The sequence below is a fragment of the Mesorhizobium sp. M1D.F.Ca.ET.231.01.1.1 genome (assembly GCF_003999155.2).
Lineage (GTDB): Bacteria > Pseudomonadota > Alphaproteobacteria > Rhizobiales > Rhizobiaceae > Mesorhizobium.
On the sequence record NZ_RZOZ02000002.1, the window covers coordinates 409298 to 433275 of the forward strand.

A 23978-nucleotide genomic window follows, 5' to 3' on the forward strand; every position below is an offset into this window, starting at 1 on the left:
CAACAAAAATCTCGTTGGGTTGATTCACGCTGGTGACAGCGGCGGCACGCCGAAGCAAGATCGTGTCGATGCGGCTTTCTTCAACTCTCGCCTGGCTGGTCGACAGCGCCGGCGGCGCCGGCCAACCGGATGATTTTCTGGCCACGCTGGGCGCGCGGCTGGTTGGCGATGGGCTGCCGCTCGCCGGTGGAGCCCTGACGCTCGCCGCGCCGCATCCGATCATAACGCGCCGCGCCTGGCTGTGGCGGGCCGAGACGGGCGTCGTTATGGAGGCTCTGGGTTTTGGCGCCGGCACGATGCCTGGAGCCGGGGAGGGCGATCTCGGACGCGAGTGGCTGGCGGGACTGGGAACCGGTGTTGTGCACGATTACACGGTCGGGCCTGAGCGTGAGGATGACCAATCCGAGAAACCAAAGCTGAATTGGGTCGCGGCGCGTCCGCTCGCGGTGCACGAATCGAACACACTGGACCAGGTGGCGCGCTTCGCCGCCGCGCCGCTTGCCGCGCTCACCGCCAGGTCGGCCCTGTCGGCCCTGCTTCAGGCCTATCTCGGGCAGCGAAGCGCGGCGCAGGTTTTGGCCGGCCGCTCACGGCGCGAGGTTGGCGAGACGATCCGCGCCATCCTGTTCTACAGCGATTTGCGCGACTTTACCGCCCTGTCGGAGGAGACGGCCGCCGAACAGGTCGTGGCGGCGCTCAACGCCAGCTTCGACCGCATCGCCGGGGCCGTTCACGCATTTGGCGGCGAGGTGCTGAAATTCATCGGCGACGGGGTGCTGGCTATCTTTCCTGTCGGCGAACGTTCGGCTTCAGAGGCTTGCGAGGCAGCGTTGCGCGCGATCGGAGCGGCGCGGGCGGGGATGGCGCAGCTCAATCAGGTCCGCGCCAGGCAGGGCATGCCCGAGCTGCAGTTCGGCATGGCGCTGCATCTGGGCGACATGGTGTGGGGCAATATCGGCACAGCCGACCGGCTGGATTTCACCGCTATCGGCCCGGCCGTGAATCTTGTCAGCCGGCTCGAAGGCCTGTGCCGGCCGCTTGGACGGGGTGTGCTGATCTCGGGGGCTGTCGCAGCGGAAATATCAACGCCCTTGGTCCCGCTGGGCGAACATCAATTGCGCGGAATCGCCAGATCGTGCGCCGTCTTCGGCCTACCGGACGGGTGACCCCCTTAAAGCAATTCCAGGAAAAGTGCGTAGCGGTTCTCCGTCCGGAATTGCGCAAAAACAAACGCTTAGAGCGGGTCGGCGATTCTGTGAAAAGCTGAACCGCTCTTAGACCGCCGCCTGGACCGCCGCTCGCGACGGCGCTGGGCGCGGCCTTCTGACGATCCTGCGTCGCCCCGCCTGTTCAAACCGGGCGCTTTGTTCTATGCCGCAATGCAACCATCTTCGCCCGGCATAGGCGAAAACCGGGATCGAAGACCAATGAATGAAGCAACGCCGCCCAACCGCTGCCGCATCGTGCTGATCGCGCCGCCGCTTGCGACGGCCGAGCACATCTGCGCGGCGTTCGACGGCGGCGACATCGCCTCGCTGATCCTGCCTGGCAACGGCATGGACGATGCCGCCTTCCAGGCCTTTGCCGAGAAGATCGTGCCCCTCGCGCAAGCCGCCGGCATCGCCGTCATCATCGCCGGCGACAGCCGCATCGCCGGCCGCGTCCACGCCGACGGCATCCATGTCGAGGCAAATCGCAAGGAACTCGCCGAGACGATCGAGCGCCTGGCGGACAAGATGATGGTCGGCACCGGCGGCGCCAAGACCCGTGACGAGGCGCTGGACCTCGGCGAGGAGCGGCCCGATTATATGTTCTTCGGCCGCTTCGGTTACGACAACAAGCCGGAGCCGCATCCGCGCAACCTTTCGCTCGGCGAATGGTGGGCGCAGATGATCCAGATTCCCTGCATCGTCATGGCCGGGTCCGAGCTCGCCTCGGTGGAGACCGTAGCGGCCACCGGAGCCGAGTTCGTGGCGCTCTCCAGCGCGGTCTTCGCCGAGGGACTCGATCCGCGCGCGGCGGTCGCCGCCGCCAATGCGCTGCTCGACGACAGCGCGCCGCGCTTCGAGGACTGACGTGCGCTGGTCCCGGCTTTCCTTCACGGCCCTGGCGGCTGCCTTGACCATCCAGGCGGCCGCGGCAGCGGGCACGGAAAGCGTGCCGGTGCCGCAGCCGAGGCCGGACACGGGCGCGCCGACCACAAGCCCTGCCAATACAGGCGCCCCTGTTACACGCACACCGATTACCGGCGCCCCGAACGCTGGCGCCCCGAATGCCGGTGCCGTCCATACGGACAAGCCGATCGTAACTCCGCTGCCCCAGCCGGCGACGCTTCAGCCGCCATCGGCCGATACCGTCAATCCCGACCGCTTCGGCGCCAAGCCGCCGGACGCCGCCTACGGCGCCTTCCAGCGCGGGCTCTACAAGACCGCCTACAACCTTGCCTTGGTCCGGGCCAAGAACGGCGACCCCGCAGCCCAGACGCTCGTCGCCGAGATCCTGTCGCGCGGGCTGGGCGTGCCGATCAACGCGGCCGAAGCCGCGAAATGGTATGGGCTCGCCGCCGAGCAGGGCGTGCCGGAGGCGCAGTTCCAGTATGGGCTGATGCTGCTCGACGGCCGCTATGTGAAGAAGGACGACAAGGAAGCCTATGCGCTGATGCAGGCCGCCGCCGAGGCCGGCAACCGCCTGGCCCAGTTCAACTTCGCGCAATTGCTCATCCAGCAGGATCCGGGCGATGCCGGTATCGCCAAGGCCGCCGCGTATTATGAGCGCGCCGCCGGCACCGGCCTTGCCGACGCCGAATATGCGATGGCGCAAATCTACGCCAACGGCGCCGGCGGCAAGCCGCGCGACGACGCCAAGGCTCGCACCCTTTTGGCGCAGGCCGCGCGGCAGAACTACGATACCGCGCAACTTGATCTCGCCGCCTGGATGATCGAGGGGCGCGGCGGCGGGCGCGACCTGAAATCGGGCTTCGCCTGGATGAGGCGGGCGGCCGAGGGCGGCAATGTCGCCGCCCAGAACCGCCTCGCCAAGCTCTATATGGGTGGCATCGGCACCGACCCCGACCTGATCCTGGCCGGAGCCTGGTATATCGTCGCCCGCCGCGCCGGGCTGATCGACCCGCAGATGGACGATTTCCTGCAAGGCCTCGACGACGACCAGACCAAGCAGGCGCTGCAGAAGGCGAACCGGCTGCCCTGAGCTGCCCTGAAAAGACGTTCCCCGGCAGCGGCCGGATTTGCGAGCGTCCGCGACGCCCTCCTTGGCACCCTCTCCCTTGCCTCTCCGGGCGATTTGTGGTCTTGGAGGCGCCAAAGCGCGTTCCGCGCGAGAAAATCTCATTCCGGACCAGTTCAACATGGCCAAGATCAGTGGCAGCGAAATCCGTCCCGGCTATGTCATCGAGCACGATGGCGGCCTGTGGGTGGCGGTCAAGACCAACACCGTGAAGCCCGGCAAGGGCGGCGCCTACAACCAGGTCGAGCTGAAGAACCTGATCAACGGCACCAAGCTCAATGAGCGCTTCCGCTCGGCCGAGACCGTCGAGCAGATCCGGCTCGATCTGAAGGACTTCTCCTTCCTCTACGAGCAGGGCGACGCGCTGGTGTTCATGGACACCGAAAGCTACGAGCAGCTGGAGTTGGCGAAGGATTTTGTCGGCGAGCGCGCCGCCTTCCTGCAGGACGGCATGATGGTGACGGTCCAGCTCTATGAGGAGCGGCCGATCGGCATCTCGCTGCCGGATCAGGTGACGCTGACCATCACAGAGGCCGATCCGGTGGTGAAGGGCCAGACGGCGGCCTCCTCCTACAAGCCCGCGGTTCTGGAAAACGGCGTCCGCGTTCTCGTGCCGCCCTTCATCTCGGCCGGCGAGCGCATCATCGTCGACACCAACGAAATCACCTACGTACGCCGCGCAGACTGAACGGCCGGAAGCAGGAAGAAAAATGGCGCGCTCCGCTCTCCTCAATGTGATGGTCCAGGCCGCGATGAAGGCCGGCCGGTCCCTGTCGCGCGATTTCGGCGAGGTGCAGAACCTGCAGGTCTCGATGAAGGGACCTGGCGACTATGTCAGCCAGGCCGACCGCAAGGCCGAAGAGATCGTCTTTGCCGAACTGTCCAAGGCAAGGCCGGGCTACGCCTTCCTGATGGAGGAACGCGGCGCCGTCGAAGGCGAGGACGGCCAGCATCGCTGGATCGTCGACCCGCTCGACGGCACCACCAATTTCCTGCACGGCATACCGCTCTTCGCGGTCTCGATCGCGCTCGAGCGCCAGGGCCAGATCGTCGCCGGCGTCATCTATAATCCGGCCATGGACGAGCTCTATACCACCGAGCGCGGCGGCGGCGCTTTCATGAACGACCGCCGGCTGCGGGTCGCCGGGCGCGCCAAGCTCACGGATGCCGTGATCGGCTGCGGCGTGCCGCATCTCGGACGAGGCCAGCACGGCAATTTCCTGATCGAATTGCGCAACGTCATGGCCGAAGTCTCCGGCGTCCGCCGCCTCGGCTCCGCCGCGCTCGACCTCGCCTATGTCGCGGCCGGCCGCATGGACGGGTTCTGGGAAACCGGCCTTTCGGCCTGGGACATCGCCGCCGGCACGCTGCTCATCCGCGAGGCGGGCGGCTTCGTTTCGGACATGGATGGCGGGCAGGACATGCTGGAGGCCGGCTCCGTCGTCGCCGGCAACGAGATCATCCAGCGCGCGCTCTGGAAGACGGTGAAGAAGCCGCTTGCGCCCCGTTGACAAGTCGGCCCCGCTGACTGGTCGGTCCGGCTGACAGGTCGGCCCGGCTGAAGCGCGCGACGCACTGAACCAAATCGAGGTACTACATCGTCCTTTGCGCGTCGAAAGGACGCGCGGCTGTCGTCGCAAATCCGCAATCGTAGCTTGAAATACTGGTCCGCGACTGCCCAGATTAGAGTTGCAGGATCACTCATGAACGACGCGCGCCCAATCTCCCAGATCGAGATCCCCTTTGTGGGTCGCTGGCATTATTCGCGCGCGGAGATGATCGCCGACGGCATCGTCCATGCCGTCGGCATCGTGCTGGCGATCGCCGCCGGCTCGGCCTTCCTGGCTTTGGCCGCCTTCCATTCCGGTCCGGGCGAATATGTGGCCGCCGTCTTCTATGTGGTGTCGCTGCTTACCGTGCTGTCGGTGTCGCTGGCCTATAATCTGTGGCCGATATCGTGGCCGGCGAAGTGGATCCTGCGTCGCTTCGACCATGCCGCGATCTATCTCCTGATCGCCGCCACCTACACGCCTTTCCTGGCCCAGATCGACACGTCGCCACTTGCCTTGCCCATGATCGTCATCGTGTGGAGCGCGGCGGCGATGGGCATCGCCATCAAGATGTTCCTGCCCGGGCGCTACGACAGGCTGGCGATCGTCTTCTACCTCGCTATCGGCTGGAGCGGCGTGGCGCTGGCCGGACCGCTGGCGGAGACCCTGCCGACGACCTCGGTCGTGCTGCTCATTGCCGGCGGCATCGTCTATTCCTGTGGCGTCATCTTCTTTGCCTGGAAAGGCCTGCGCTTCCACAATGCCGTCTGGCACGGCTTCGTCGTCACCGGCGCCGGGCTGCACCTGGCCGCGATGGTCGACTGCCTGGTTATCAACCGGTTCTGATGCCAATGCATGTCGCCCAAAAGTGCGCAACGGTTTTGGGACAACGACATGCATCAAACAAAAGATCGAAGCGCTTCGCCTGAAAATCTTCGGCGCGACGCGCTTTGGAGCAATTCCAGGAAAAGTGTGAAGCGTTCAGGCTCGGCGACTTCGCCATAGCCTTTCCGTCCGGGATTGCGTCAAAACAAGGCGGCGACGGCGATATTGCCAAGCGCCATTCAATTTGGTCACAATTCCGTTTAGAGTCGCGGCAATTCTGCGGCGGGTGGCATCGGAAACGGGGCACGAATGGCTTTTCTCAGATCCTTCGGCAGGCGCTCGGATGTCCTGGTCTACGATCCGCACAAGCTGTCGAGTCCGCAGGTCTTCCTGCTCACCATGGTGATCTTCCTGGTCATCGTCGCGTTCATCGCCGCCATCCTCACCCGCCAGATATCGAGAGCCTTCTCCGCCAATCCCGGCCTCAACGGGCTGATCATCGGCGTGCTCGCCGTCGGCATCCTGCTCGCCTTTGTCCAGGTCGGGCGGCTGTTCCGGGAAGTGCGCTGGGTCAATTCGTTCCGTGCCGGCTCCGAAACCACCGAGCCGGTGCTTTTGGCGCCGATGAAGGCGATGATCGGCCGTTCGTCGACGATCGCCTTCTCGACCTCTTCGATGCGCACCATGCTCGATTCCATCGCCACCCGCCTCGACGAAAGCCGCGACACCTCGCGCTATCTCGTCGGGCTGCTGGTGTTCCTCGGCCTGCTCGGCACCTTCTGGGGCCTGCTCGGCACCATCGCCTCGATCCGCGAGACCATCGAGGCGCTAGACCCCGGCACGGGCGACGCGGCCGCCGTGCTTGACGCGCTGAAGCAGGGCCTGTCGGCGCCGCTCGCCGGCATGGGCACGGCCTTCTCGTCCTCGCTGTTCGGTCTCTCCGGCTCGCTGGTGCTCGGCTTCCTCGACCTGCAGGCCGGCCGCGCCCAGACCCGCTTCTACACCGAGCTCGAAAACTGGCTGTCCTCGGTCACAGATCTCTCGTCCGACATCGTGGTCGCCGACCAGGCCCGCACCGAACCGTCGGAGGAGATCCGCCTGCTGTCGGAACGGCTGCGCAGCCTGCAGGAAAATGGCGGCGGCTCCAACCCGCGCGTCGCCACCGCCATGGCCAACCTGGCGGACGGCATCTCCGGGCTGGTCAAGAACATGCGCTCCGAGCAGCAGATCATGCGCGACTGGGTCGAGGCGCAGTCCGACGAGCAGAAGGCGATGCGCAACACGCTGGAAAAGATCGCCGACGCGCTGAAGAAGCAAGGGGTCCACTGACGTGGCGCTGGCAAGACGGCGCGCCGACCGCCGCATCGACTACTGGCCGGGCTTCGTCGACGCGCTGTCGACGCTGCTGCTCGCCATCATGTTCCTGCTGACGGTGTTCGTGCTGGCGCAGTTCCTGCTCAGCCGCGAGATCTCCGGCAAGGATACCGTGCTCAACCGCCTCAACTCGCAGATCAACGAACTGACGCAGTTGCTCGCGCTGGAGCGCTCGAACAGTCAGGACAAGGAAGATACGCTCGCCAACCTGCAGGCCTCGCTGTCGGCGGCGGAAGCCGAAAGGAGCCGGCTTCAGCAATTGCTGGACCAGGGCGCAGGCGCCGGCGACGCGGCCAACAAGCGCGCGGAAGCGCTCTCCGGCGAGCTCAGCAACCAGCGCCAGATCAGCCAGCAGGCGCTGAGCCAGGTCGAGATCCTCAACCAGCAGATCGCAGCACTTCGCAAGCAGATCGCGGCGCTCGAGGACGCGCTCAACGTATCGGAGCAGCGCGACCGCGAGTCCAACACCAAGATCGCCGATCTCGGCCGCCGCCTGAACGTGGCGCTGGCGCAGCGTGTCCAGGAGCTCAACCGATACCGCTCCGATTTCTTCGGCCGGCTGCGCGAGATCCTCGCCGACCGCGAGAACATCCGCATCGTCGGCGACCGCTTCGTCTTCCAGTCGGAGGTGCTGTTCCCGACCGGCTCCGACGAGATCAACGATGCCGGCAAGGTCGAGATGAAGAAGCTCGCCGATGCCGTCATCGAGCTGCAGAAGGAAATCCCGCCCGAGATCAGTTGGGTGCTGCGCGTCGATGGCCACACCGACAACAAGCCGCTGTCCGGCGCCGGCCGCTATCGCGACAACTGGGAACTGTCGACGGCGCGCGCGACCTCGGTGGTGAAGTTCCTGATCGAGAACGGCGTGCCCGCCAACCGGCTGGTCGCCGCCGGCTTCGGTGAATTCCAGCCACTCGATCCCGCCGACACGGACGACGCGCGCAGCAAGAACCGCCGCATTGAACTGAAGCTCACCGAACGTTGATTCAAGCTCACGCGAATTTGTTCGCCGGCTCAACTCTAGGGCGCAGGGTTCCGGCGGCAAGGCCTGAAAATATTATCTTTTTTTAATTACACATCGCAAATTGGCGCTCCTAGCTTGCCGCGCAGGGCCGGGAACCGCCGGCGATGGCCCCATCGCGACGCGACGGAACCGGACGGCCCCACAAGGTCGGAAGGCGGAGCGGAATGGCCGCTCCCTTCCCAGCAGGAGGATGGGCCGTCATGCGCGCTTCGACATCTCTCAAGACTGCAACCCTCGCCGCGGTTCTGATCGCCGCTCCGCTGGCCGGCGCCCACGCCGCCGGGCATCATAAGGGCGCTCTCGACGCAACCGCTCCAACCGACATGACCGGCCCGCGCGCGACCAGCCTGATCGAGCAGGTCCAGGGTGTGGACCAGGGCATCAGGGATGCGCGGGAAGCCAATACCATCTCGGCCACCGAGGCCGAGCAGTTGCATATTCGTGCCGCTCATATCAGCCAGGCCGCCGAAAAGGTCGCCGCTTCGGATCATGGCAGGATTCCCGCCGCACAATATCACGACCTGCTGCGCCGTCTCGACCATGTCGACCAGAAACTCATGGTCGACACCGGCAGCGGCTTCCTGATGGGCGACGGCTCGGACGGCGGTCACTACCCGAACGGTTGAGGTCTTCGGAGGAAGGGACCGCCTGGCGCCCCGAGGGACCTGGCCCCAAGGGCGTCCTTTTTTCGATCGCGCCCTTTTTGATCACCAGCCAAGCCAAACCGCGACGATGGCGAGCACCGCCGGCACGGTCTGGATGAACAGGATCTTCCGGCCGACGGTGACCGCGCCGTAAAGGCCGGCAATGGCCACGCAAAGCAGGAAGAACATCTTGATCGCAAACCCGCCGGCGCCGAGATAGAGGCCCCAGATCAGGCCTGCGGCGAGAAAGCCGTTATAGAGCCCCTGGTTGGCAGCGAGCACTTTTGAGGCGCTCGCGAATTCTGGCGTCAGCTTGAACGCCTTGTGCCCGCGCGGCGTGTCCCAGAGCACCATCTCCAGATAGACGATGTAGCAGTGGATCAGCGCTACCAGCGCGGTCAGGATGTTGCCGATCATTGTCCCCTCCAGCTGTTGTTCCCGGCATTGATCACGCGCCGCCGCTGCAAGGCAAGATGCGGCTGCTCTCCGCTGATCGATCAGGGTTGCCAAGCTCGATGCCTTGGTATCTTTTCGCGCCAGCCCATTTGTAGCCGGAAACCATCCATGTCCTTCCAAAAACTCGACCAACTCGGCCACAAGCTCGAAGCGCTGGAGCATGCGCTGGCCATTCTCGGCGCCGACGAGGCGACGCACATGGCGGTCGGCGGCGGCGAGAAGCGCGCCGAGGCAGTGTCGGCGCTTGCCGGCATGCTGCACGCCCAGGCGACCGCGCCGGAGATCGGCGACTGGATCGCCGCCGCCGAGCAAGAGCCGCTGAACGACGAACAGCAGGCGGCGGTGCGGGAGCTGCGCCGACAATACACCAACCTCACCTGCCTGCCGGTCGAATTCGTCGAGCGCCAGACGGTCGCGCGCATGCGCTCCGAGCAGCTGTGGCGCGACCTGCGCGCCAAGAACGACTGGGCGGGCTTCCTGCCGGCACTGGAAAGCGTCGTGGCGCTGGTGCGCGAAGAGGCGGCACTGCGCTCCGACGCGCTCGGCCTCGCCCCCTACGACGCGCTGATGGAGCAGTACGATCCCGGCAACCGCGCCGCCGACATCACGCCGGTGTTTGCCGAGCTGAAGGCTTTCCTGAAGGATTTCCTGCCGCACGCGCTGGCCGTGCAGGATGCGCGGCTGGCCAAGCATCCGCTGAAGCCGCTCTCCGGCAGCTACGCCATCGACCGTCAACGCGAGCTCGGCCTTGCCATGATGGCCGCGGTCGGCTTCGACCTCACCCACGGCTCGCTGTCGGTGTCGCACCATCCCTTCTGCGGCGGCGTGCCGAGCGACGTGCGCATCACCACCCGCTACAAGACCTCCGACTTCCTGTCGGCACTGATGGGCGTGCTGCACGAGACCGGCCATGCGCTCTACGAGCAGAACCTGCCGAAGACCTGGTCGCACTGGCCGCTCGGCAAGGCGCGCGGAATGGCCGTGCACGAGAGCCAGAGCCTGTTCGTCGAAAAGCAGATCGGCCGCAATCCCGCCTTCTGGCGCTGGGCGCTGCCGGTGGTCGAAAAACATCTTGCCGAGGTCTGGTCGCTCGACGACATCCTGCCGCATGTCCACCATGTGAAACGCGGCTTCATCCGCGTCGACGCCGACGAGGTGACCTATCCGCTGCACGTCATCCTGCGCTACGAGCTCGAGCAGGAGCTCGTCTCCGGCCGGCTGGAAGCCGTCGACCTGCCGGAGGCATGGGACGCCAAGATGCGCGACTATCTCGGCCTGTCGACCATCGACAACCCTGCCGACGGGCCGATGCAGGACGTGCACTGGCCGGGCGCTGCCTTCGGCTACTTCCCGTCCTACACGCTGGGCGCGATGATGGCGGCGCAGCAATGGGCCGCCTTGACCAGGGAGCACCCGGCGGCGGACAAGGACCTCGCCAAGGGTGACTTCAGCGCCATCAACGACTGGCGCCGCAAAAGGATCTGGTCGCAGGGCTCGCGCTGGTCGACGCCGGAACTGCTCCAGCGCGCCACCGGCGAGAGGCTCGACGCCGCTTATTTCACCGAGCACTTGCGCAAGCGCTACGCGGACTGACGTGCAGCTAAAACCAGCCGCTTTGTAGCGTGGCTATTCCGCCGCGCCCTTGAAGGCGCTGGCGCCGATCTCGAACTGCAGCTTGGCGAGCCGGGCATAGGTGCCGCCCTTGGCGACAAGACTCTGATGCGTGCCTTCCTCGACGATGCGGCCGCCTTCCATGACAAGGATCCGGTCGGCCTTCAGCACCGTCGCCAGCCGGTGGGCGATGACGATGGTAGTGCGGCCGCGCATCAGCCGCTCCAGCGCCGTCTGCACCAGCGTCTCGCTTTCCGCGTCGAGCGCCGAGGTCGCCTCGTCGAGCAACAGGATCGGCGCGTCGCGCAGGATGGCGCGGGCGATCGCGATGCGCTGGCGCTGGCCACCCGACAGCGTCACGCCGCGCTCGCCGACCTGGCTGTCATAACCCCGTTCCAGCTTGCCGATGAATTCGTCGGCAAGGGCCGCCTTTGCCGCCGCCTCGATCTCCGCGTCGCCGGCGCCAGGCCGGCCGAAGCCGATATTGTCGCGGACGCTTGCCGCGAAGACGGTGACGTCCTGCGGCACGATGGCGATGCGCTCGCGGACCGCGGCCGGATCGGCCTCGCGCACGTCGACGCCGTCGATAACGATGCGCCCGCTTTCCGGATCGTAGAAGCGCAGGATCAGCGAGAAGACCGTGCTTTTTCCCGCGCCCGACGGTCCGACGATCGCCACCGTCTCGCCCGGCTTGACCTGGAAGCTCAGGCCATGCACGGCGGCCCGGTCCGGCCGCGCCGGATAGGAGAAGGAAACATCGTCGAAACTGATCGCGCCCTTCGCCTTGGCCGGCAGCGGCTGCGGATCGGCGGGCGGCTGGATGGCAGGCTTTTCCGCCAGGATCTCGGTCAGCCGCTCGGCGGCGCCCGCGGCTTGCGACAGCTCGCTCCACACTTCCGACAAGGCGCCGAGCGCGCCGGCGGCGAACACCGAATAGAGCAGGAACTGCCCGAGCGTTCCGGCCGACATCGTGCCGGCAAGCACGTCGCGTGAGCCGAACCAGAGCACCGCCACCACCGACGAGAAGATCATGAAGATGGCGAAGAAGGTGAGGAAGGAGCGGGCAAAGACCGACATGCGCGCCGCCTCGAAGGCAGCCTCCACGGCGGCCGAGAAGCGCCCCGTCACCAGCTTCTCGTTGGTGAAGGCCTGCAGCGTGCGCACCGCGCCGATCTGCTCGCTGGCATAGGCGGTGGCTTCGGCGAGCGTATCCTGCGCCAGCCGCGACTTGCGCCGCACCGATCGGCCGAAGGCGACCAGCGGCAACACGATCAGCGGAATGGCGGCAATGACCAGGCCGGAGAGTTTTGGGCTGGTGAAGACCATCATCGCCACGGCGCCGAGGCCGAGGATGAGATTGCGCAGCGCGACCGAGGCCGTGGCCCCGACGGCGGACTTCACCTGCGTCGTGTCGGCTGCAAGCCGCGACACGATCTCTCCCGAATGCGCCTTGTCGAAAAAGGCCGGCGACAGGGTCGTGACATGGGCGAACACATCGCGGCGGATGTCGGCGACGACCCGCTCGCCGAGCGTGATGACGAAATAGTAGCGGCTGGCCGATGCCGCCGCGAGCAGCGCCGCCATCGCCACGAGCGCGGCGAAATATTCCGCTATGAAGGTGGAGCTCGATGCCTGGAAGCCGTGATCGATCATGCGCCGCACGGCCATCGGCAGGGCGAGCGTCGTCGCCGCCGCCACGATCAGCGAGATGATGGCGCCGATCGCCAGTTTCCGGTAGCGAGTGATGTACGGAAAAAGGCTTCTGAGCGGCCGGATCGAGCGCTTGCGCGCGTCTCCACTGACACCGATATCCGCCATGAGCGTTTCCTCTGGCCGCTTTGCCGGTCATGCGCTTCAATATGCGCTTGCCGCGGCCTTGTGATTCAATTCCGGCTGATGTATAGGCTCGCCGACCGTTTTAGAAGCCGTGGCTTTTCATTAGCTGCGGCTTCGAGTTTTAAAAAGGGGCGCATCGACGCAGGCCATCGGCCCGTCACCAGCGCCGGCAAGCCAGGAAATAAGACAATGAAGGCCGATATCCATCCCGACTACCACACCATCAAGGTCGTCATGACCGACGGCACCGAGTACCTGACCCGCTCCACCTGGGGCAAGGAAGGCGACACGATGAACCTCGACATCGACCCGACCACGCACCCGGCCTGGACCGGCGGCCAACAGACCCTGCTCGACCGCGGCGGCCGCCTCTCCAAGTTCAAGAAGCGCTTCGAAGGTTTCGGCCTTTAAGTTTCTCCGCGCTTTGTCGCAGATCAAAAACCCGCCTTCGAGGCGGGTTTTTTGTTGCCATGACGTCCCGCCGATAGCAGGCTGAGCCGACCATGATGGGGATACAGGTGATAGATCTTGATGACGAGCGATGGTCCGACCTTCGGGGTGGATACAAGGTCGTTTACGACCCAAGACCAGCCTTGCGCGCGTTGGCTGCTCGCTACGACGATAAAACAATCTGGAACGAACTTTGGGAGGAATTGCACCATCAAGGGGATGTCGGGAGCGCATCCTACGCGGCGATCCCGGAGATCGTACGCCTCTCGGCTGAGCACGTCCCCGCGAATTGGGCAACCTATGGCATCGCTGCGGTAATCGAAGAGGCTCGGTTGGCGGATGAGCGCAATCCGCCGATCCCCGATTGGATCGAACCGCACTATAGGGCCGCTTGGCAGACGCTACTGCATCTGGCGTTGCGAGACCTTGCAACCACCACCGACGAGGCGACCGCGACTTACGCATTGGCAGTCGTCGCATTCCATTGTGGCAGTCTCAGCATGGCCAGAATAGTGATGTTCACCGACGATGAGCGCGAGGAAATGCTCAAGATGTATTGGGGCAGCTAACCCGCCTACTTGCCCGCCAGCTCCCGCAGCGCCATGCGCTTGTAGGCCGCGACCAGCCGGTCGCCTTCTTCCCGGTCGACCGAGATCGCCAGCCGCATCGCGGCCTCGCCCATCTGCCAGACGAGGAACGCCGTCGTCTCCAGCGCGATCGGATCGGCGCCGGGGCGCAGGCGCTTGAGCACCGCGACGAGGAATTCGGCGTTGGCCCGGCTGTCGGCCAGCTCGAGCTCGCGCAGCGCCTTGTCGGCCTGCGTGCCCGACCAGATATCGCGCATCACCGGCTCGGCCAGGAACAGCCGGTAGTAGATGTCGACCAGCTCCGAAAACGCCTGCTTCAGGCCTTCGGCGTCGCCGACATCCTTCAGCGCCGATGCAATGCAGGCCTGGCTTTCGGCGGTGTAGCGCTCGGCCAGCGCCCAGACGATCGCCCGCTTGTCGGGAAAAAACTGGTAGAGCGAGCCGATCGAAACCCCTGCCCGCTCCGCCACCTCGCCCATGCGCATCGCATCGCTGCCTTGCTCGGCAATCAGTGCCGAGGCGGCGGCCAGCATTCGCTCCACGCGCTCGCGGCTGCGTTGCTGCGTCGGTGCCCGCCGCGGTGAAGCGATGACGGCGTGATCGGTCTTCGCGGCGACTTTCTCATCCATGGCGCTCTCCAGGCGATTTTCCGAAAGCTGGCTTGACTCTCAAAATACGAGGGTTTATCACGTTTCGCAAATGTGAGGATTACTCATATTTTGAACCCGGCATCTGGAGCAACTGACATGATGAAACTTCTGCCCACCCTCACCTTCATCGCCGCGATCGGCTCCGGCGTGGTCGGCGGCGTGTTCTTCGCCTTTTCCAATTTTGTCATGGCGGCGCTTACCCGGCTGCCCGTCCCAAGTGGGATCGCGGCGATGAATTCGATCAACATCACGGTGATCACGCCGACATTCATGACGGCGCTGTTCGGCACCGGCCTCATCTGCCTGGTGCTCATTGCGGCCGTTTTCTTCGGCTGGAGCCAGTCCGGCACGTACTGGCTGCTTGCCGGCGCCGTGATTTATTTCGTCGGCAATCCGATCGTGACCATGGTCTTCAACGTGCCGCTCAACGATGCTTTAGCCGCCGTCGATCCGGCGAACGCCAACGGCGCCGCGATCTGGACGAACTATCTGAGCGAATGGGTGATGTGGAACCACGTCCGCACCATCACCGCCATCGTGGCGATGGCCTGCTTCATCATGGCATTGATCTGAAGACAGCACTCCACGATGCAAAAGACCCCGCGTCAGGCGGGGTCTGTCTTCTTGTGCGTTGTGCGGTCGACATGGCCGAGGTCGCGATCCGGGTCGATGACGTCGCGCACCAGTTGCTTGAGCTTCGCCGCATCCGGAAAGCCGCCGTCGCGCTTGCGCTCCCAGATAAGCACCTCGTTGCAGGTGATGGTAAAGATGCCGCCGGTGCCCGGCACCACCGTCACCTCGCCGAGATCGGTGCCGAAGGTCGAGAGCAGTTCCTGCGCCATCCATCCCGCGCGCAAGAGCCAGTGGCACTGCGTGCAGTAGGTGATGCGGATGCTGGGCAGCGGCTTTTCGCTCATGGCGACGTGGATCAGGCCGCGCTGAGCTTGGCCATCGTCTCGTCGTCGACCTCGAAATTGGCGTAGACGCTTTGCACGTCGTCATCGTCCTCGAGGGTGGCGACCAGCTTCATCAGCGACTGCGCCCGCTCCTCGTCGACCGGGACATTGTTCTGCGGCCGCCAGATAGGCTTCACCGATTCCGCCTCGCCGAGCGCGGCTTCGAGCGACTTCGACACTTCGCCGAGATTTTCGAAGCCGCAGTAGATAGTGTGGCCTTCCTCGTCCGACTCGACGTCGTCGGCGCCGGCCTCGATCGCGGCTTCCATCACCTTGTCGGCGCTGCCGGCAGCGGCCGGATAGTAGATCTCGCCGATGCGGTCCCACATGAAGGACACCGAGCCGGTTTCGCCGAGCGCCCCGCCGGCCTTAGTGAAGGCGGCGCGCACATTGGACGCGGAGCGGTTGCGGTTGTCGGTCAACGCCTCGACGATCAGCGCCACGCCGCCCGGGCCGTAGCCCTCGTAGCGCACCGCCTCGTAGTTCTCGCCGTCGCCCGCGGAGGCCTTGTTGATGGCGCGCTGGATGTTGTCCTTCGGCATCGACACCGCCTTGGCGTTCTGCACCGCAAGACGCAGGCGCGGGTTCATCGCCGGATCGGGCGTGCCGGTCTTGGCGGCGACGGTGATTTCGCGCGCCAGCTTGGAAAACATTTTCGACCGCACCGCGTCCTGGCGGCCCTTGCGGTGCATGATGTTCTTGAACTGCGAATGGCCAGCCATGGCACCCCTGTCGTGTTCGGCTAGAGCATCTTTCGGCCGGAGCGATCACCCGGCATCGGCAAATGCTCGAATTCATAATTTCAGAACGCTGCAAGCATGCCTGCGAAGGCACACGGCGCTCTCTGTCGGAATGGCCGGCTTATAGATAAATCGGCTCAATTCGTCCAGCCGCGCCGTGGCCCCCGCAAGACGGCGGACGAGCACGGCCCGCATGGCAGGAAATCATCCCTCCAGATCCGACTTGAGCCGGTCGAGGATGCTGATGGCGTGGCCGGCATACTGGCTGATCCAGCGGTCGTGGATCTGCCTGATCGGCAGCGCGTTGAGATGGTTCCAGCGCTCGCGCCCCTCGCGCCGCGCCACGACCAGGTCGGCCTCTTCGAGCACCTTGAGATGCATCATCACCGTGCAGCGGTCCATGTCCGGGAAAGCCTCGCAGAGCGAGCCGGTGGTCTGCGGCCGATCCTTCAGCCGGTCGAGCAGCTCGCGCCGACGCGGATGCGCCAAGGCCTTGAAAACATGGTCGTCCGCGGTTTGACTTGACATGTTATATTTCTATAACATATCGTTTGGACGAGCAAGGAAGGAGCTGTGGATATGTCTCTTGGATTCAGGATCTCCGGACGCATCGGCAAACCGGTCGACGAGGTCTTCGACGCTGTCGTCAATCCGGCGAAGCTCAGCGGTTACTTCACCACCATCGGCGGCGCCTCCGCTCCGCTGGTCGCCGGCACCACCGTCACCTGGTGGAAGACGGTGCCTGTCGAGGTCGACGAGGTGACCAGGGACAAGCGCATCGTGCTGCGCTGGGACGCGACCGACGCTGAGGGCAAGCCGGCCTACAAGACCCGCATCGAGATGAATTTCGAACCGCTGGACGACGGCGGCACCTTCGTCACCATCGCCGAGGCCGGCTGGCACGAAGGCGATGCCGGCCTGAAGAAGTCCTACCTCAACTGCGAGGGCTGGTCGCAGATGCTCGCCTGCATGAAGGCCTACCTCGAATACGGCATCAACCTGCGTGACGGCTATTATCGCGCCGAGATGAAAGGCGAGCCGGCCAACGAAACCAACATCTGAGCCCCAACATCCTAGCCAAGGAGGTCGGTTGTGAAAGTTACGCCGTTCCTTATGTTCGAAGGCCGGGCCGAAGAGGCCATGACACTCTATTGCGGGACCATTCCCGAGAGCAGCGTCCTCGACGTCACGCGCTACGGTCCAGGCGAGGACGGGCCCGAAGGAACGGTCAAGCTGGCACGCGCCTCGATCGGCGGCGTCGAGGTCAGGCTATACAACAGTCCCGTGCATCACGCCTTCACCTTCACGCCGTCCTTCTCCTTCTTCGTCGACTGTTCGTCCGAGGAGGAACTGGAGCGCATCGTCGGCGTTCTGTCCAAAGACGGCGGCTTCCTGATGCCAACCGGCAATTATGGCTTCAGCCAGCGTTTCGCCTGGCTCAACGACCGCTTCGGCGTCTCCTGGCAGATCAACCTGCCCTGAGCAATTCGAGGATGTCATGGAACTCAACCAGGCCCCTGCCGCCGAGACCGGCATGCTTATCCGCCGGCCGGTCGCCGAAGTTTTCGAGGCCATTGTCGATCCGGCAATCACGACGAAGTTCTGGTTCACGCATTCCAGCGGCCGGCTGGACGAGGGCAGGCCCGTTCAGTGGGAATGGCGCATGTACGGTGTCTCGACCAAGGTCGAGGTCAGTGAGATCGTCCCCAACGAAAAGATCGTCATGCAATGGAGCGAGCCGCCGACCACCGTTGTCTGGACTTTCACCCGGATGCCGGGCGACGCGACTTTTCTCGAGGTCCGCAATTTCGGCTTCGCCGGCTCAGGCGACGACCAGGTGAACCAGGCGATCGGCTCGACCGGCGGTTTTGCGCTGGTGCTTGCCGGCGCCAAGGCGTGGCTGGAACAGGGCCTGACGCTCGGCCTTATCGGCGACCGGCACCCCAAGGGCGTGTCGTGATGGGTCTCAATGCCCGTCGCCGGGCCTCTGCTCCTTCCGCCGCCGCGCCAGCATGTTGAGCCCCTCGACCAGGGCGGAAAAACCCATGGCGACGTAGATGTAGCCCTTGGGCACATGATATCCCATGCCGTCGGCGATCAGCGTCATGCCGATCATCAGCAGGAAGCCCAGCGCCAGCATGACGATGGTCGGGTTCTTGGCGATGAAATTGGCGAGCGGTGTCGCCGCCAGCATCATCACGCTCACCGCCACGATCACCGCGATATACATGATGGCGATCTCGTCGGTCATGCCGACGGCGGTGATGATGGAATCGATCGAGAAGACGAGGTCGAGCAGCAGGATCTGGAAGATCGCGCCGGCCAGGCTCAACTGCAGCGTGCCCACCATTGTATCCTGATGGTCCTGCGGGTCGACGGTGTGATGGATCTCCTTGGTCGCCTTCCAGACCAGGAACAGTCCGCCGGCGATCAGGATCAGGTCGCGCCAGGAAAAGCCGTGCCCGAGCGCCGTGAACACCGGCGTCGTCAGCTGCACGATGATCGAGATGGTGGCGAGCAGGATGAGGCGCATGACGAGCGCCGCCGAGATGCCCAGCCGGCGTGCGCGTGCCCTTTGTGCTTCCGGCAGCTTGTTGGTGAGGATCGAGATGAAGATCAGGTTGTCGATGCCGAGCACCACCTCCAGCACCACCAGCGTCAGCAGCGCGATCCATGCGGTCGGATCGGAAACGAAGGCAAAGTGCGGCGCCAGGAATTCGACAAGCTGCATGAAGGTCGTCCCCTCTACGATCGAGAGCAATTCCAGGAAAAGTGCGTAGCGGTTTTCCGTCCGGAATTGCGTGGTTTAGAGAAGTTTTCGCGGGTTTCGTCGCCAGTTAGGTGCTGGCCTCGCCCATATCAATGTCACGACCAGAAGGACGGCGCCGTTTCCTCAAGCCGCGGCCCGCGACGAAACGGCGCGATCTTTTCGGCCAGCCCGGTGCGATCGGAAATCTCGACGCCGATGCCGCACAGCGTCGCTGGTCCGTTCGCCGCCTCGAAACGGCCCTTCGGCACTTTCGACAGGAAGCGGTTGAGCGGTTCCTCCTTGTCCATGCCGAGCGAGGAATCATAGTCGCCGCACATGCCCGCGTCCGAAATATAGGCGGTGCCGCCGTTGAGGATCTGATGATCGGCCGTCGGCTGGTGCGTGTGGGTGCCGACAACCAGGCTGGCGCGGCCGTCGACAAAATGCGCGAAGCACATCTTTTCCGAGGTCGCCTCGGCATGGAAATCGATCACCGCCGCATCCGCCTGCTCGCCGAGCGGGCAGGCCGCAAGCTCGCGCTCGCCGGCCTGAAACGGGTCGTCGAGCTCGGGATGCATGAAGACGCGGCCCATGATGTTGGCGACCAGCACCCGCGCGCCATTCCTGGCGATGTAGACGCCCGAACCGCGCCCCGGCGTGCCCTTCGGGAAATTGGACGGGCGCAAGAAGCGCTCCTCGCGTGGCGCGAAGATCAGCGCGTCACGCTGGTCCCAGACATGGTTGCCGGTGGTGACGACATCGGCGCCCGCCGCGAGCGTCTCGCGAAAGATCTCCTCGGTGATGCCGAAGCCGCCGGCGGCGTTCTCGCCATTGACGATGACGAAGTCGAGCTTGAAGTCGGAAATCAGTCCGGGCAGCTGTTCCCACACCGCCGTGCGTCCAGTTTTTCCAACCATGTCGCCGAGAAAGAAAAGTCTCATACGATCCTGCGCCGAAGGTCCGCCAAGCAAAAGCTGCATGACTTTCCGCAAAAGATCATGCGTTTCTCAAACGCATTTCTACAATTCCGGCGTGAACCGGCGCAACCCGCTCTCGGTGAGTATTTCCGGGATGATGACGTCATGGTTCTCGTCAGGGACCATTTCGACTTCCTGGCAGTCGAAGGCGATGCCGATCAGCCGGGGTGTCAGGCCCTTGTCGGCCAGCCTCGCGATCGCCCGGTCGTAGTAGCCGGCGCCGTAGCCGATGCGATGGCCGCGCGCATCGAAGGCGGCAAGCGGTATCAGCATCATCGACGGGTCCAGCACTTCCGCCTCAGCATGCGGCCCGACCGTGCCGAAGCCCATCTCGACCATCGGCGCGCCGCGCACCAGTTCGCGAAAGACGATGGTGGTCTTGTCGAGGATCGCCGGCAGGCAGAGCCTGGCGCCCTTTTCGCGCAGCGCGAACATCAGCGGCCGCACATCGACCTCGGAGCGCATCGGCCAGAAGCCGGAGACGATCTGGCCCGGCTCGACGGCGATCTTCTCCTTCGCGGTTTCCGCCATCTCGAGCGCGATCTCGACTCGCCAGAATTCATCCAGCGCGTCCCGGCGCGCCAAGGCGTCCTTGCGAAGCTGTTTTTTCAGGTCTTTGGAAGGTGTCATGCGACGATGGTAGAGAAGGTCGTATCCGGGTGAAGTTGCAGGAACGACGTCTTCTACCGCACGGCTTGCCAAAAAGGGAGTGCGACGATCCACACAACCGGTGGAGAGGTCGATCCCGGGTGCCTACAAAGTAGGTGGGCGCCGTGTGAGAAAACCCACGGGTCTTCCCAGGGACAGCTCCCTAAGGATCGATAAGGCCCCGGGGATAAGTTTCTCCTGCCGGGAAGCGCAGACCGCCGGCGCCAATATAGGCCGATGGCTGGCCAAGCGCCAGAGAAACGACCGACATAGGAACGGACGTCGAGGGCGACGTTATTGAACCGCCGGGATCGCCAGAACAGCCCCCTCGACATCCCGCCCTTGCGCGCTCCGAGCCGCCTCCTTACGGTCGCCGCAAAACGGCCAGGAGAAGAAATGCGTTTCGAAGGCACCGCGGCTTACGTCGCCGACAAGGATTTGATGGTGGCGGTCAACGCCGCGATCGCGCTGGAGCGGCCCTTGCTGGTCAAGGGCGAGCCCGGCACCGGCAAGACCGAGCTCGCCCGCCAGGTGGCGGCGGCGCTCGGGCTGGATTTCATCGAATGGAACGTCAAGTCCACCACCAAGGCGCAGCAGGGCCTTTACGAATATGACGCCGTCTCGCGGCTGCGCGACAGCCAGCTCGGCGACGACCGTTTCAGCGACATCAGGAATTACATCAAGCGCGGCAAGCTTTGGGATGCCTTCTCCGCGCCGAAGAAGGTCGTGCTTCTGATCGACGAGATCGACAAGGCCGACATCGAGTTCCCCAACGACCTCCTGCAGGAGCTCGACCGGATGGAGTTCTTCGTCTACGAGACCGGCGAGACGATTCACGCGGCGCTGAGGCCGATCGTCATCATCACCTCCAACAACGAGAAGGAACTGCCCGACGCCTTCCTGCGCCGCTGCTTCTTCCACTATATCCGCTTCCCCGACATCGAGACGCTGCACCGGATCGTCGACGTGCATTATCCCGGCATCAAGCAGAACCTGGTGCGCGCCGCGCTCACGCAGTTCTACGCGATCCGCGAGGTGCCCGGACTGAAGAAGAAGCCGTCGACCTCCGAGGCGCTCGACTGGATCCGCCTGCTGGTCGCCGACGACATCGCGCCGGAAGACCTGCGCGCCGATCCGAAAAACGCGCTGCCGAAGCTGCATGGTGCATTGTTGAAGAACGAGCAGGACGTGCATCTGTTCGAGCGCCTGGCCTTCATGGCGAGGCGGCAACAATAATCGGCAGCAATAGCGCATTCTTCGGCTGTGGACCGTTGCCGCCAAGCAGCCGCTGCCGCAGCTTCGGGGAGAAGCATTGGAGGAAATAATGACCGAGATCACCGTTCGCCCGCTTGCCCAGTCCGACCACGCCGACTGGCGCCGGTTGTGGACCGCCTACCTCACCTTCTACGAGACCAGGCTGCCGGACGAGGTCTACGACGTCACCTGGAAGCGCCTGTTCACGGCAGGCGAATTCGAGCCGAAGGGCTTCATCGCCACGCTCGACGGCAAGGCCGTCGGCCTCACGCACTACCTCTACCACCGCTCCTGCTGGTCGCTGGTCGACAACTGCTATCTGCAGGATCTGTTCGCCGACCCCGAAGTGCGCGGCAAGGGCGTTGGCGCCGCGCTGATCAAGGCGGTGCAGGATGAGGCCGGCAAGATCGGCGTGAAGAACGTCTACTGGATGACGCACGAGACCAACGCCACCGCCCGCCGGCTCTACGACCATGTCGCGCGCCGCACGGGCTTCATCGAATACGATCTGTTGTGAAGCAGCGCCGGTTGAATTCACCGAGTTTGCGCAATATATTGCGCATCGATCGATGCTGGTCATGCCGCTGATCGAGATTGACACGCGCAAGATCATCACGAGGCTGTTGCGTGACGGCTGGGTTAGCGTAGGCGGAGGCAAGCACGACAAGTACGAGCATCCGGAGAAACCGGAGATCATGATTTGTCGTGCCGAGGCATCGCGAACAGTCTCCGGGCGTCGCGCGGTCGATCGCGCGGCTTGCCGGATGGCTTTGAGGACCAATTGCATGACGCATTATGTCGGAATTCTCGATGGCGCCGAAGATACTTGGGGCGTGCGCGTTCCCGATCTTCCCGGCTGCCATGCCGGCGGTGCGAGCCCCGAGGAAGCGATTGCCGACGCGACCTCGGCCATGCGGGAATGGGCCGAAACACGGATGGCAAAGCAGTTGCCCATGCCTGCCCCACGTACCGTGGCGGATTTGTTGCTGGCGGGCGAAATCGACAGCAGTGCCGGCGAGTCGGCGGTGATGATTCCTGTGCTGATCGATTCCGGGCGACCTGTACGAGCCAACCTTTCTTTGGACGCCGGCCTTTTGGCGGCAATCGACGAAGAGGCTGGCCGGCGTGGACTCACGCGCTCCGCTTTCATTGCAAGCGCTGCCAGAGAAAAGATCGAGGGACACAGATAACAATCCGACCATGTTCATCCCCTTCTTCCTCGAATTGAAGGCCGCGCGGGTTCCCGTTTCGCTCAGGGAATATCTGTCGCTGCTCGAAGGGCTGGAGGCCGGGCTGGTCGACTATGACGTAGAGGGTTTCTACTACCTCGCCCGCTCGGCCCTGGTGAAGGACGAGCGCCATATCGATCGTTTCGACCAGGTGTTCGCGCATGTCTTCAAGGGCGTCGAGGCGCTTGGCGGGCCGGACGCCGTCGATGTCGCCCAGATCCCCGAGGAATGGCTGCGACGCCTTGCCGAGAAGCACCTGACCGACGAGGAAAAGAAGCTGATCGAGGCGCTGGGCGGCTTCGACAAGCTGATGGAGACCTTGAAGCAGCGGCTGGAGGAGCAGAAGGGCCGGCACCAGGGCGGCTCGAAATGGATCGGCACCGGCGGCACCTCGCCCTTCGGCGCTTATGGCTACAATCCCGAAGGCGTGCGCATCGGGCAGCACGAGAGCCGCCACCGTCGCGCTGTAAAAGTCTGGGACAAGCGTGAGTTCAAGAATTTCGACGACGCGGTCGAGCTCGGCACCCGCAACATCAAGGTGGCGCTGAAGCGGCTGCGGCGCTGGGTGCGCGAGGGCGCCGAAGAAGAGTTCGACCTGCCCGGCACCATCCACGCCACCGCCGAGCACGGCTATCTCGACGTCAAGACGCGACCCGAGCGGCGCAACGCGGTGAAGCTCCTGATGTTCTTCGACGTCGGCGGCTCGATGGACGACCATATCCGCGGCGTCGAGGAATTGTTTTCCGCCGCCCGCGCTGAATTCCGTCAGCTCGAATATTTCTACTTCCACAACTGCCTTTACGAGCGCGTCTGGAAGGACAACCGCCGCCGCCTTGCCGAGACGATCCCGACCTTCGACCTCATCCACAAATACGGGCCGGATTACAAGGTGATAGTCGTCGGCGATGCGTCGATGAGCCCCTACGAAATCGCCCATCCCGGCGGCTCCGTCGAGCACTGGAACCCGGAGGCCGGCAGCATCTGGCTCGGCCGCCTGCTGCAGCAATGGCCGAATGCAATCTGGTTGAACCCCGAAAGCCAGAAGAACTGGGGCTACACCCACTCGATCCAGTTGATCCGCGACATCTTCGGCGGCCGCATGTTCCCGCTGACGCTGGCTGGGCTCGAGGCAGCGACGAGGCAGCTGTCCCGCAAGCACTAGTCCACTGCCGCTG

The 23978-nt window shown here is 64.4% G+C and carries 29 protein-coding genes and 1 other RNA gene; 20 read left to right on the forward strand and 10 right to left on the reverse strand.

Annotated elements, in window-relative coordinates; translation table 11 throughout:
• The first annotated feature begins 68 nt into the window (after positions 1 to 68).
• The 9 genes from EN874_RS08385 (at position 69) to EN874_RS08425 (ending at position 8642) form a co-directional block, all read left to right on the forward strand.
• On the forward strand, positions 69 to 1166 hold the full coding sequence (locus tag EN874_RS08385; RefSeq protein WP_127428617.1) for an adenylate/guanylate cyclase domain-containing protein: 1098 nt from the start codon (positions 69 to 71) through the stop codon (positions 1164 to 1166).
• Positions 1167 to 1427: 261 nt separating this feature from the next.
• Positions 1428 to 2075, forward strand: a complete 648-nt coding sequence (locus EN874_RS08390; protein WP_127428618.1) for a thiamine phosphate synthase — start codon at positions 1428 to 1430, stop codon at positions 2073 to 2075.
• Position 2076: 1 nt separating this feature from the next.
• Positions 2077 to 3207 carry a tetratricopeptide repeat protein gene (locus EN874_RS08395; RefSeq protein ID WP_245513514.1) on the forward strand — a complete coding sequence of 377 codons (1131 nt, stop codon included), beginning with the start codon at positions 2077 to 2079 and terminating at the stop codon, positions 3205 to 3207.
• Between the two features lie 157 nt (positions 3208 to 3364).
• Positions 3365 to 3931 carry an elongation factor P gene (gene efp / locus EN874_RS08400; RefSeq protein WP_059190016.1) on the forward strand — a complete coding sequence of 189 codons (567 nt, stop codon included), beginning with the start codon at positions 3365 to 3367 and terminating at the stop codon, positions 3929 to 3931.
• Positions 3932 to 3953: 22 nt separating this feature from the next.
• Entirely contained in the window at positions 3954 to 4754 is an 801-nt protein-coding gene (locus EN874_RS08405; protein WP_127428619.1) for an inositol monophosphatase family protein, read from the forward strand.
• A 192-nt stretch (positions 4755 to 4946) separates the two neighbouring features.
• Entirely contained in the window at positions 4947 to 5639 is a 693-nt protein-coding gene (locus EN874_RS08410) for a hemolysin III family protein (protein ID WP_126087102.1), read from the forward strand.
• A 288-nt stretch (positions 5640 to 5927) separates the two neighbouring features.
• Complete coding sequence (locus EN874_RS08415) at positions 5928 to 6947, forward strand: MotA/TolQ/ExbB proton channel family protein (protein ID WP_127428620.1); 1020 nt, start codon at positions 5928 to 5930, stop codon at positions 6945 to 6947.
• A gap of 1 nt (position 6948) precedes the next feature.
• Complete coding sequence (locus EN874_RS08420) at positions 6949 to 7977, forward strand: peptidoglycan -binding protein (protein WP_126087100.1); 1029 nt, start codon at positions 6949 to 6951, stop codon at positions 7975 to 7977.
• Positions 7978 to 8216: 239 nt separating this feature from the next.
• Positions 8217 to 8642, forward strand: a complete 426-nt coding sequence (locus EN874_RS08425; protein ID WP_127428621.1) for a hypothetical protein — start codon at positions 8217 to 8219, stop codon at positions 8640 to 8642.
• Between the two features lie 81 nt (positions 8643 to 8723).
• On the opposite strand, the gene EN874_RS08430 is transcribed toward EN874_RS08425, so the two are convergent.
• Positions 8724 to 9077 (reverse strand): DUF1304 domain-containing protein, encoded by a 354-nt coding sequence (locus EN874_RS08430; protein ID WP_127428622.1) that lies wholly within the window; start codon positions 9075 to 9077, stop codon positions 8724 to 8726.
• Positions 9078 to 9224: 147 nt separating this feature from the next.
• Between EN874_RS08430 and EN874_RS08435 the strand changes: the two genes are divergently transcribed.
• The gene (locus EN874_RS08435) at positions 9225 to 10709 is read left to right on the forward strand and encodes a carboxypeptidase M32 (RefSeq protein WP_127428623.1); all 1485 of its coding nucleotides are present in this window, start codon (positions 9225 to 9227) and stop codon (positions 10707 to 10709) included.
• A gap of 33 nt (positions 10710 to 10742) precedes the next feature.
• Here the strand turns inward: EN874_RS08435 and EN874_RS08440 are convergent, their stop codons facing one another.
• Complete coding sequence (locus EN874_RS08440; protein ID WP_127428624.1) at positions 10743 to 12545, reverse strand: ABC transporter transmembrane domain-containing protein; 1803 nt, start codon at positions 12543 to 12545, stop codon at positions 10743 to 10745.
• Positions 12546 to 12752: 207 nt separating this feature from the next.
• Here EN874_RS08440 and rpmE point away from each other — a divergent pair, with 207 nt between their 5' ends.
• Entirely contained in the window at positions 12753 to 12974 is a 222-nt protein-coding gene (gene rpmE / locus EN874_RS08445) for a 50S ribosomal protein L31 (RefSeq protein ID WP_040974396.1), read from the forward strand.
• A 92-nt stretch (positions 12975 to 13066) separates the two neighbouring features.
• Positions 13067 to 13582, forward strand: coding sequence for a hypothetical protein (locus EN874_RS08450; RefSeq protein ID WP_245513515.1), 516 nt, complete (start codon positions 13067 to 13069; stop codon positions 13580 to 13582).
• A 5-nt stretch (positions 13583 to 13587) separates the two neighbouring features.
• On the opposite strand, the gene EN874_RS08455 is transcribed toward EN874_RS08450, so the two are convergent.
• Positions 13588 to 14229, reverse strand: a complete 642-nt coding sequence (locus EN874_RS08455) for a TetR/AcrR family transcriptional regulator (RefSeq protein WP_127428625.1) — start codon at positions 14227 to 14229, stop codon at positions 13588 to 13590.
• A 117-nt stretch (positions 14230 to 14346) separates the two neighbouring features.
• On the opposite strand from EN874_RS08455, the gene EN874_RS08460 reads away from it, so the two are divergent.
• A complete protein-coding gene (locus tag EN874_RS08460; RefSeq protein WP_127428626.1) occupies positions 14347 to 14823 on the forward strand; it encodes a DUF1772 domain-containing protein in 477 nt (158 codons plus the stop codon).
• Between the two features lie 32 nt (positions 14824 to 14855).
• Here EN874_RS08460 and EN874_RS08465 read toward each other — a convergent pair whose 3' ends face one another.
• From EN874_RS08465 to EN874_RS08475, 3 genes are all read right to left on the reverse strand, one after another.
• A complete protein-coding gene (locus tag EN874_RS08465; protein WP_127428627.1) occupies positions 14856 to 15167 on the reverse strand; it encodes a SelT/SelW/SelH family protein in 312 nt (103 codons plus the stop codon).
• An 11-nt stretch (positions 15168 to 15178) separates the two neighbouring features.
• Positions 15179 to 15928 carry a YebC/PmpR family DNA-binding transcriptional regulator gene (locus EN874_RS08470; RefSeq protein WP_127428628.1) on the reverse strand — a complete coding sequence of 250 codons (750 nt, stop codon included), beginning with the start codon at positions 15926 to 15928 and terminating at the stop codon, positions 15179 to 15181.
• Positions 15929 to 16150: 222 nt separating this feature from the next.
• The gene (locus EN874_RS08475) at positions 16151 to 16474 is read right to left on the reverse strand and encodes a helix-turn-helix domain-containing protein (RefSeq protein WP_126087091.1); all 324 of its coding nucleotides are present in this window, start codon (positions 16472 to 16474) and stop codon (positions 16151 to 16153) included.
• 51 nt (positions 16475 to 16525) lie between these two features.
• Here EN874_RS08475 and EN874_RS08480 point away from each other — a divergent pair, with 51 nt between their 5' ends.
• The 3 genes from EN874_RS08480 to EN874_RS08490 are packed head-to-tail and all read left to right on the forward strand — an operon-like array spanning position 16526 to position 17906.
• On the forward strand, positions 16526 to 17008 hold the full coding sequence (locus tag EN874_RS08480) for an SRPBCC domain-containing protein (protein WP_127428629.1): 483 nt from the start codon (positions 16526 to 16528) through the stop codon (positions 17006 to 17008).
• A gap of 30 nt (positions 17009 to 17038) precedes the next feature.
• Positions 17039 to 17428, forward strand: coding sequence for a VOC family protein (locus tag EN874_RS08485; protein WP_281061406.1), 390 nt, complete (start codon positions 17039 to 17041; stop codon positions 17426 to 17428).
• Between the two features lie 16 nt (positions 17429 to 17444).
• Positions 17445 to 17906 (forward strand): SRPBCC family protein, encoded by a 462-nt coding sequence (locus EN874_RS08490; RefSeq protein ID WP_127428630.1) that lies wholly within the window; start codon positions 17445 to 17447, stop codon positions 17904 to 17906.
• A 6-nt stretch (positions 17907 to 17912) separates the two neighbouring features.
• On the opposite strand, the gene EN874_RS08495 is transcribed toward EN874_RS08490, so the two are convergent.
• The 4 genes from EN874_RS08495 to ssrS form a co-directional block, all read right to left on the reverse strand.
• The gene (locus EN874_RS08495; protein ID WP_127428631.1) at positions 17913 to 18677 is read right to left on the reverse strand and encodes a TerC family protein; all 765 of its coding nucleotides are present in this window, start codon (positions 18675 to 18677) and stop codon (positions 17913 to 17915) included.
• 134 nt (positions 18678 to 18811) lie between these two features.
• Positions 18812 to 19636: a YmdB family metallophosphoesterase gene (locus EN874_RS08500; RefSeq protein ID WP_126087087.1), complete on the reverse strand. Its 825-nt coding sequence runs from the start codon at positions 19634 to 19636 to the stop codon at positions 18812 to 18814.
• Between the two features lie 78 nt (positions 19637 to 19714).
• Positions 19715 to 20302: a 5-formyltetrahydrofolate cyclo-ligase gene (locus EN874_RS08505; protein WP_126087086.1), complete on the reverse strand. Its 588-nt coding sequence runs from the start codon at positions 20300 to 20302 to the stop codon at positions 19715 to 19717.
• An 82-nt stretch (positions 20303 to 20384) separates the two neighbouring features.
• Positions 20385 to 20540: non-coding RNA, 6S RNA (gene ssrS / locus EN874_RS08510), on the reverse strand.
• A 176-nt stretch (positions 20541 to 20716) separates the two neighbouring features.
• Between ssrS and EN874_RS08515 the strand changes: the two genes are divergently transcribed.
• The 4 genes from EN874_RS08515 to EN874_RS08535 all read left to right on the forward strand — a co-directional run bounded on the left by EN874_RS08515 (position 20717) and on the right by EN874_RS08535 (position 23965).
• On the forward strand, positions 20717 to 21556 hold the full coding sequence (locus EN874_RS08515; RefSeq protein WP_127428632.1) for a MoxR family ATPase: 840 nt from the start codon (positions 20717 to 20719) through the stop codon (positions 21554 to 21556).
• A gap of 88 nt (positions 21557 to 21644) precedes the next feature.
• Entirely contained in the window at positions 21645 to 22091 is a 447-nt protein-coding gene (locus EN874_RS08520) for a GNAT family N-acetyltransferase (RefSeq protein WP_127428633.1), read from the forward strand.
• On the forward strand, positions 22048 to 22764 hold the full coding sequence (locus tag EN874_RS34295; RefSeq protein ID WP_245513516.1) for a type II toxin-antitoxin system HicB family antitoxin: 717 nt from the start codon (positions 22048 to 22050) through the stop codon (positions 22762 to 22764). Before EN874_RS08520 ends, EN874_RS34295 begins: the two co-directional genes overlap by 44 nt.
• A gap of 10 nt (positions 22765 to 22774) precedes the next feature.
• Positions 22775 to 23965 (forward strand): VWA domain-containing protein, encoded by a 1191-nt coding sequence (locus EN874_RS08535; protein ID WP_127428635.1) that lies wholly within the window; start codon positions 22775 to 22777, stop codon positions 23963 to 23965.
• Positions 23966 to 23978: the final 13 nt, after the last annotated feature.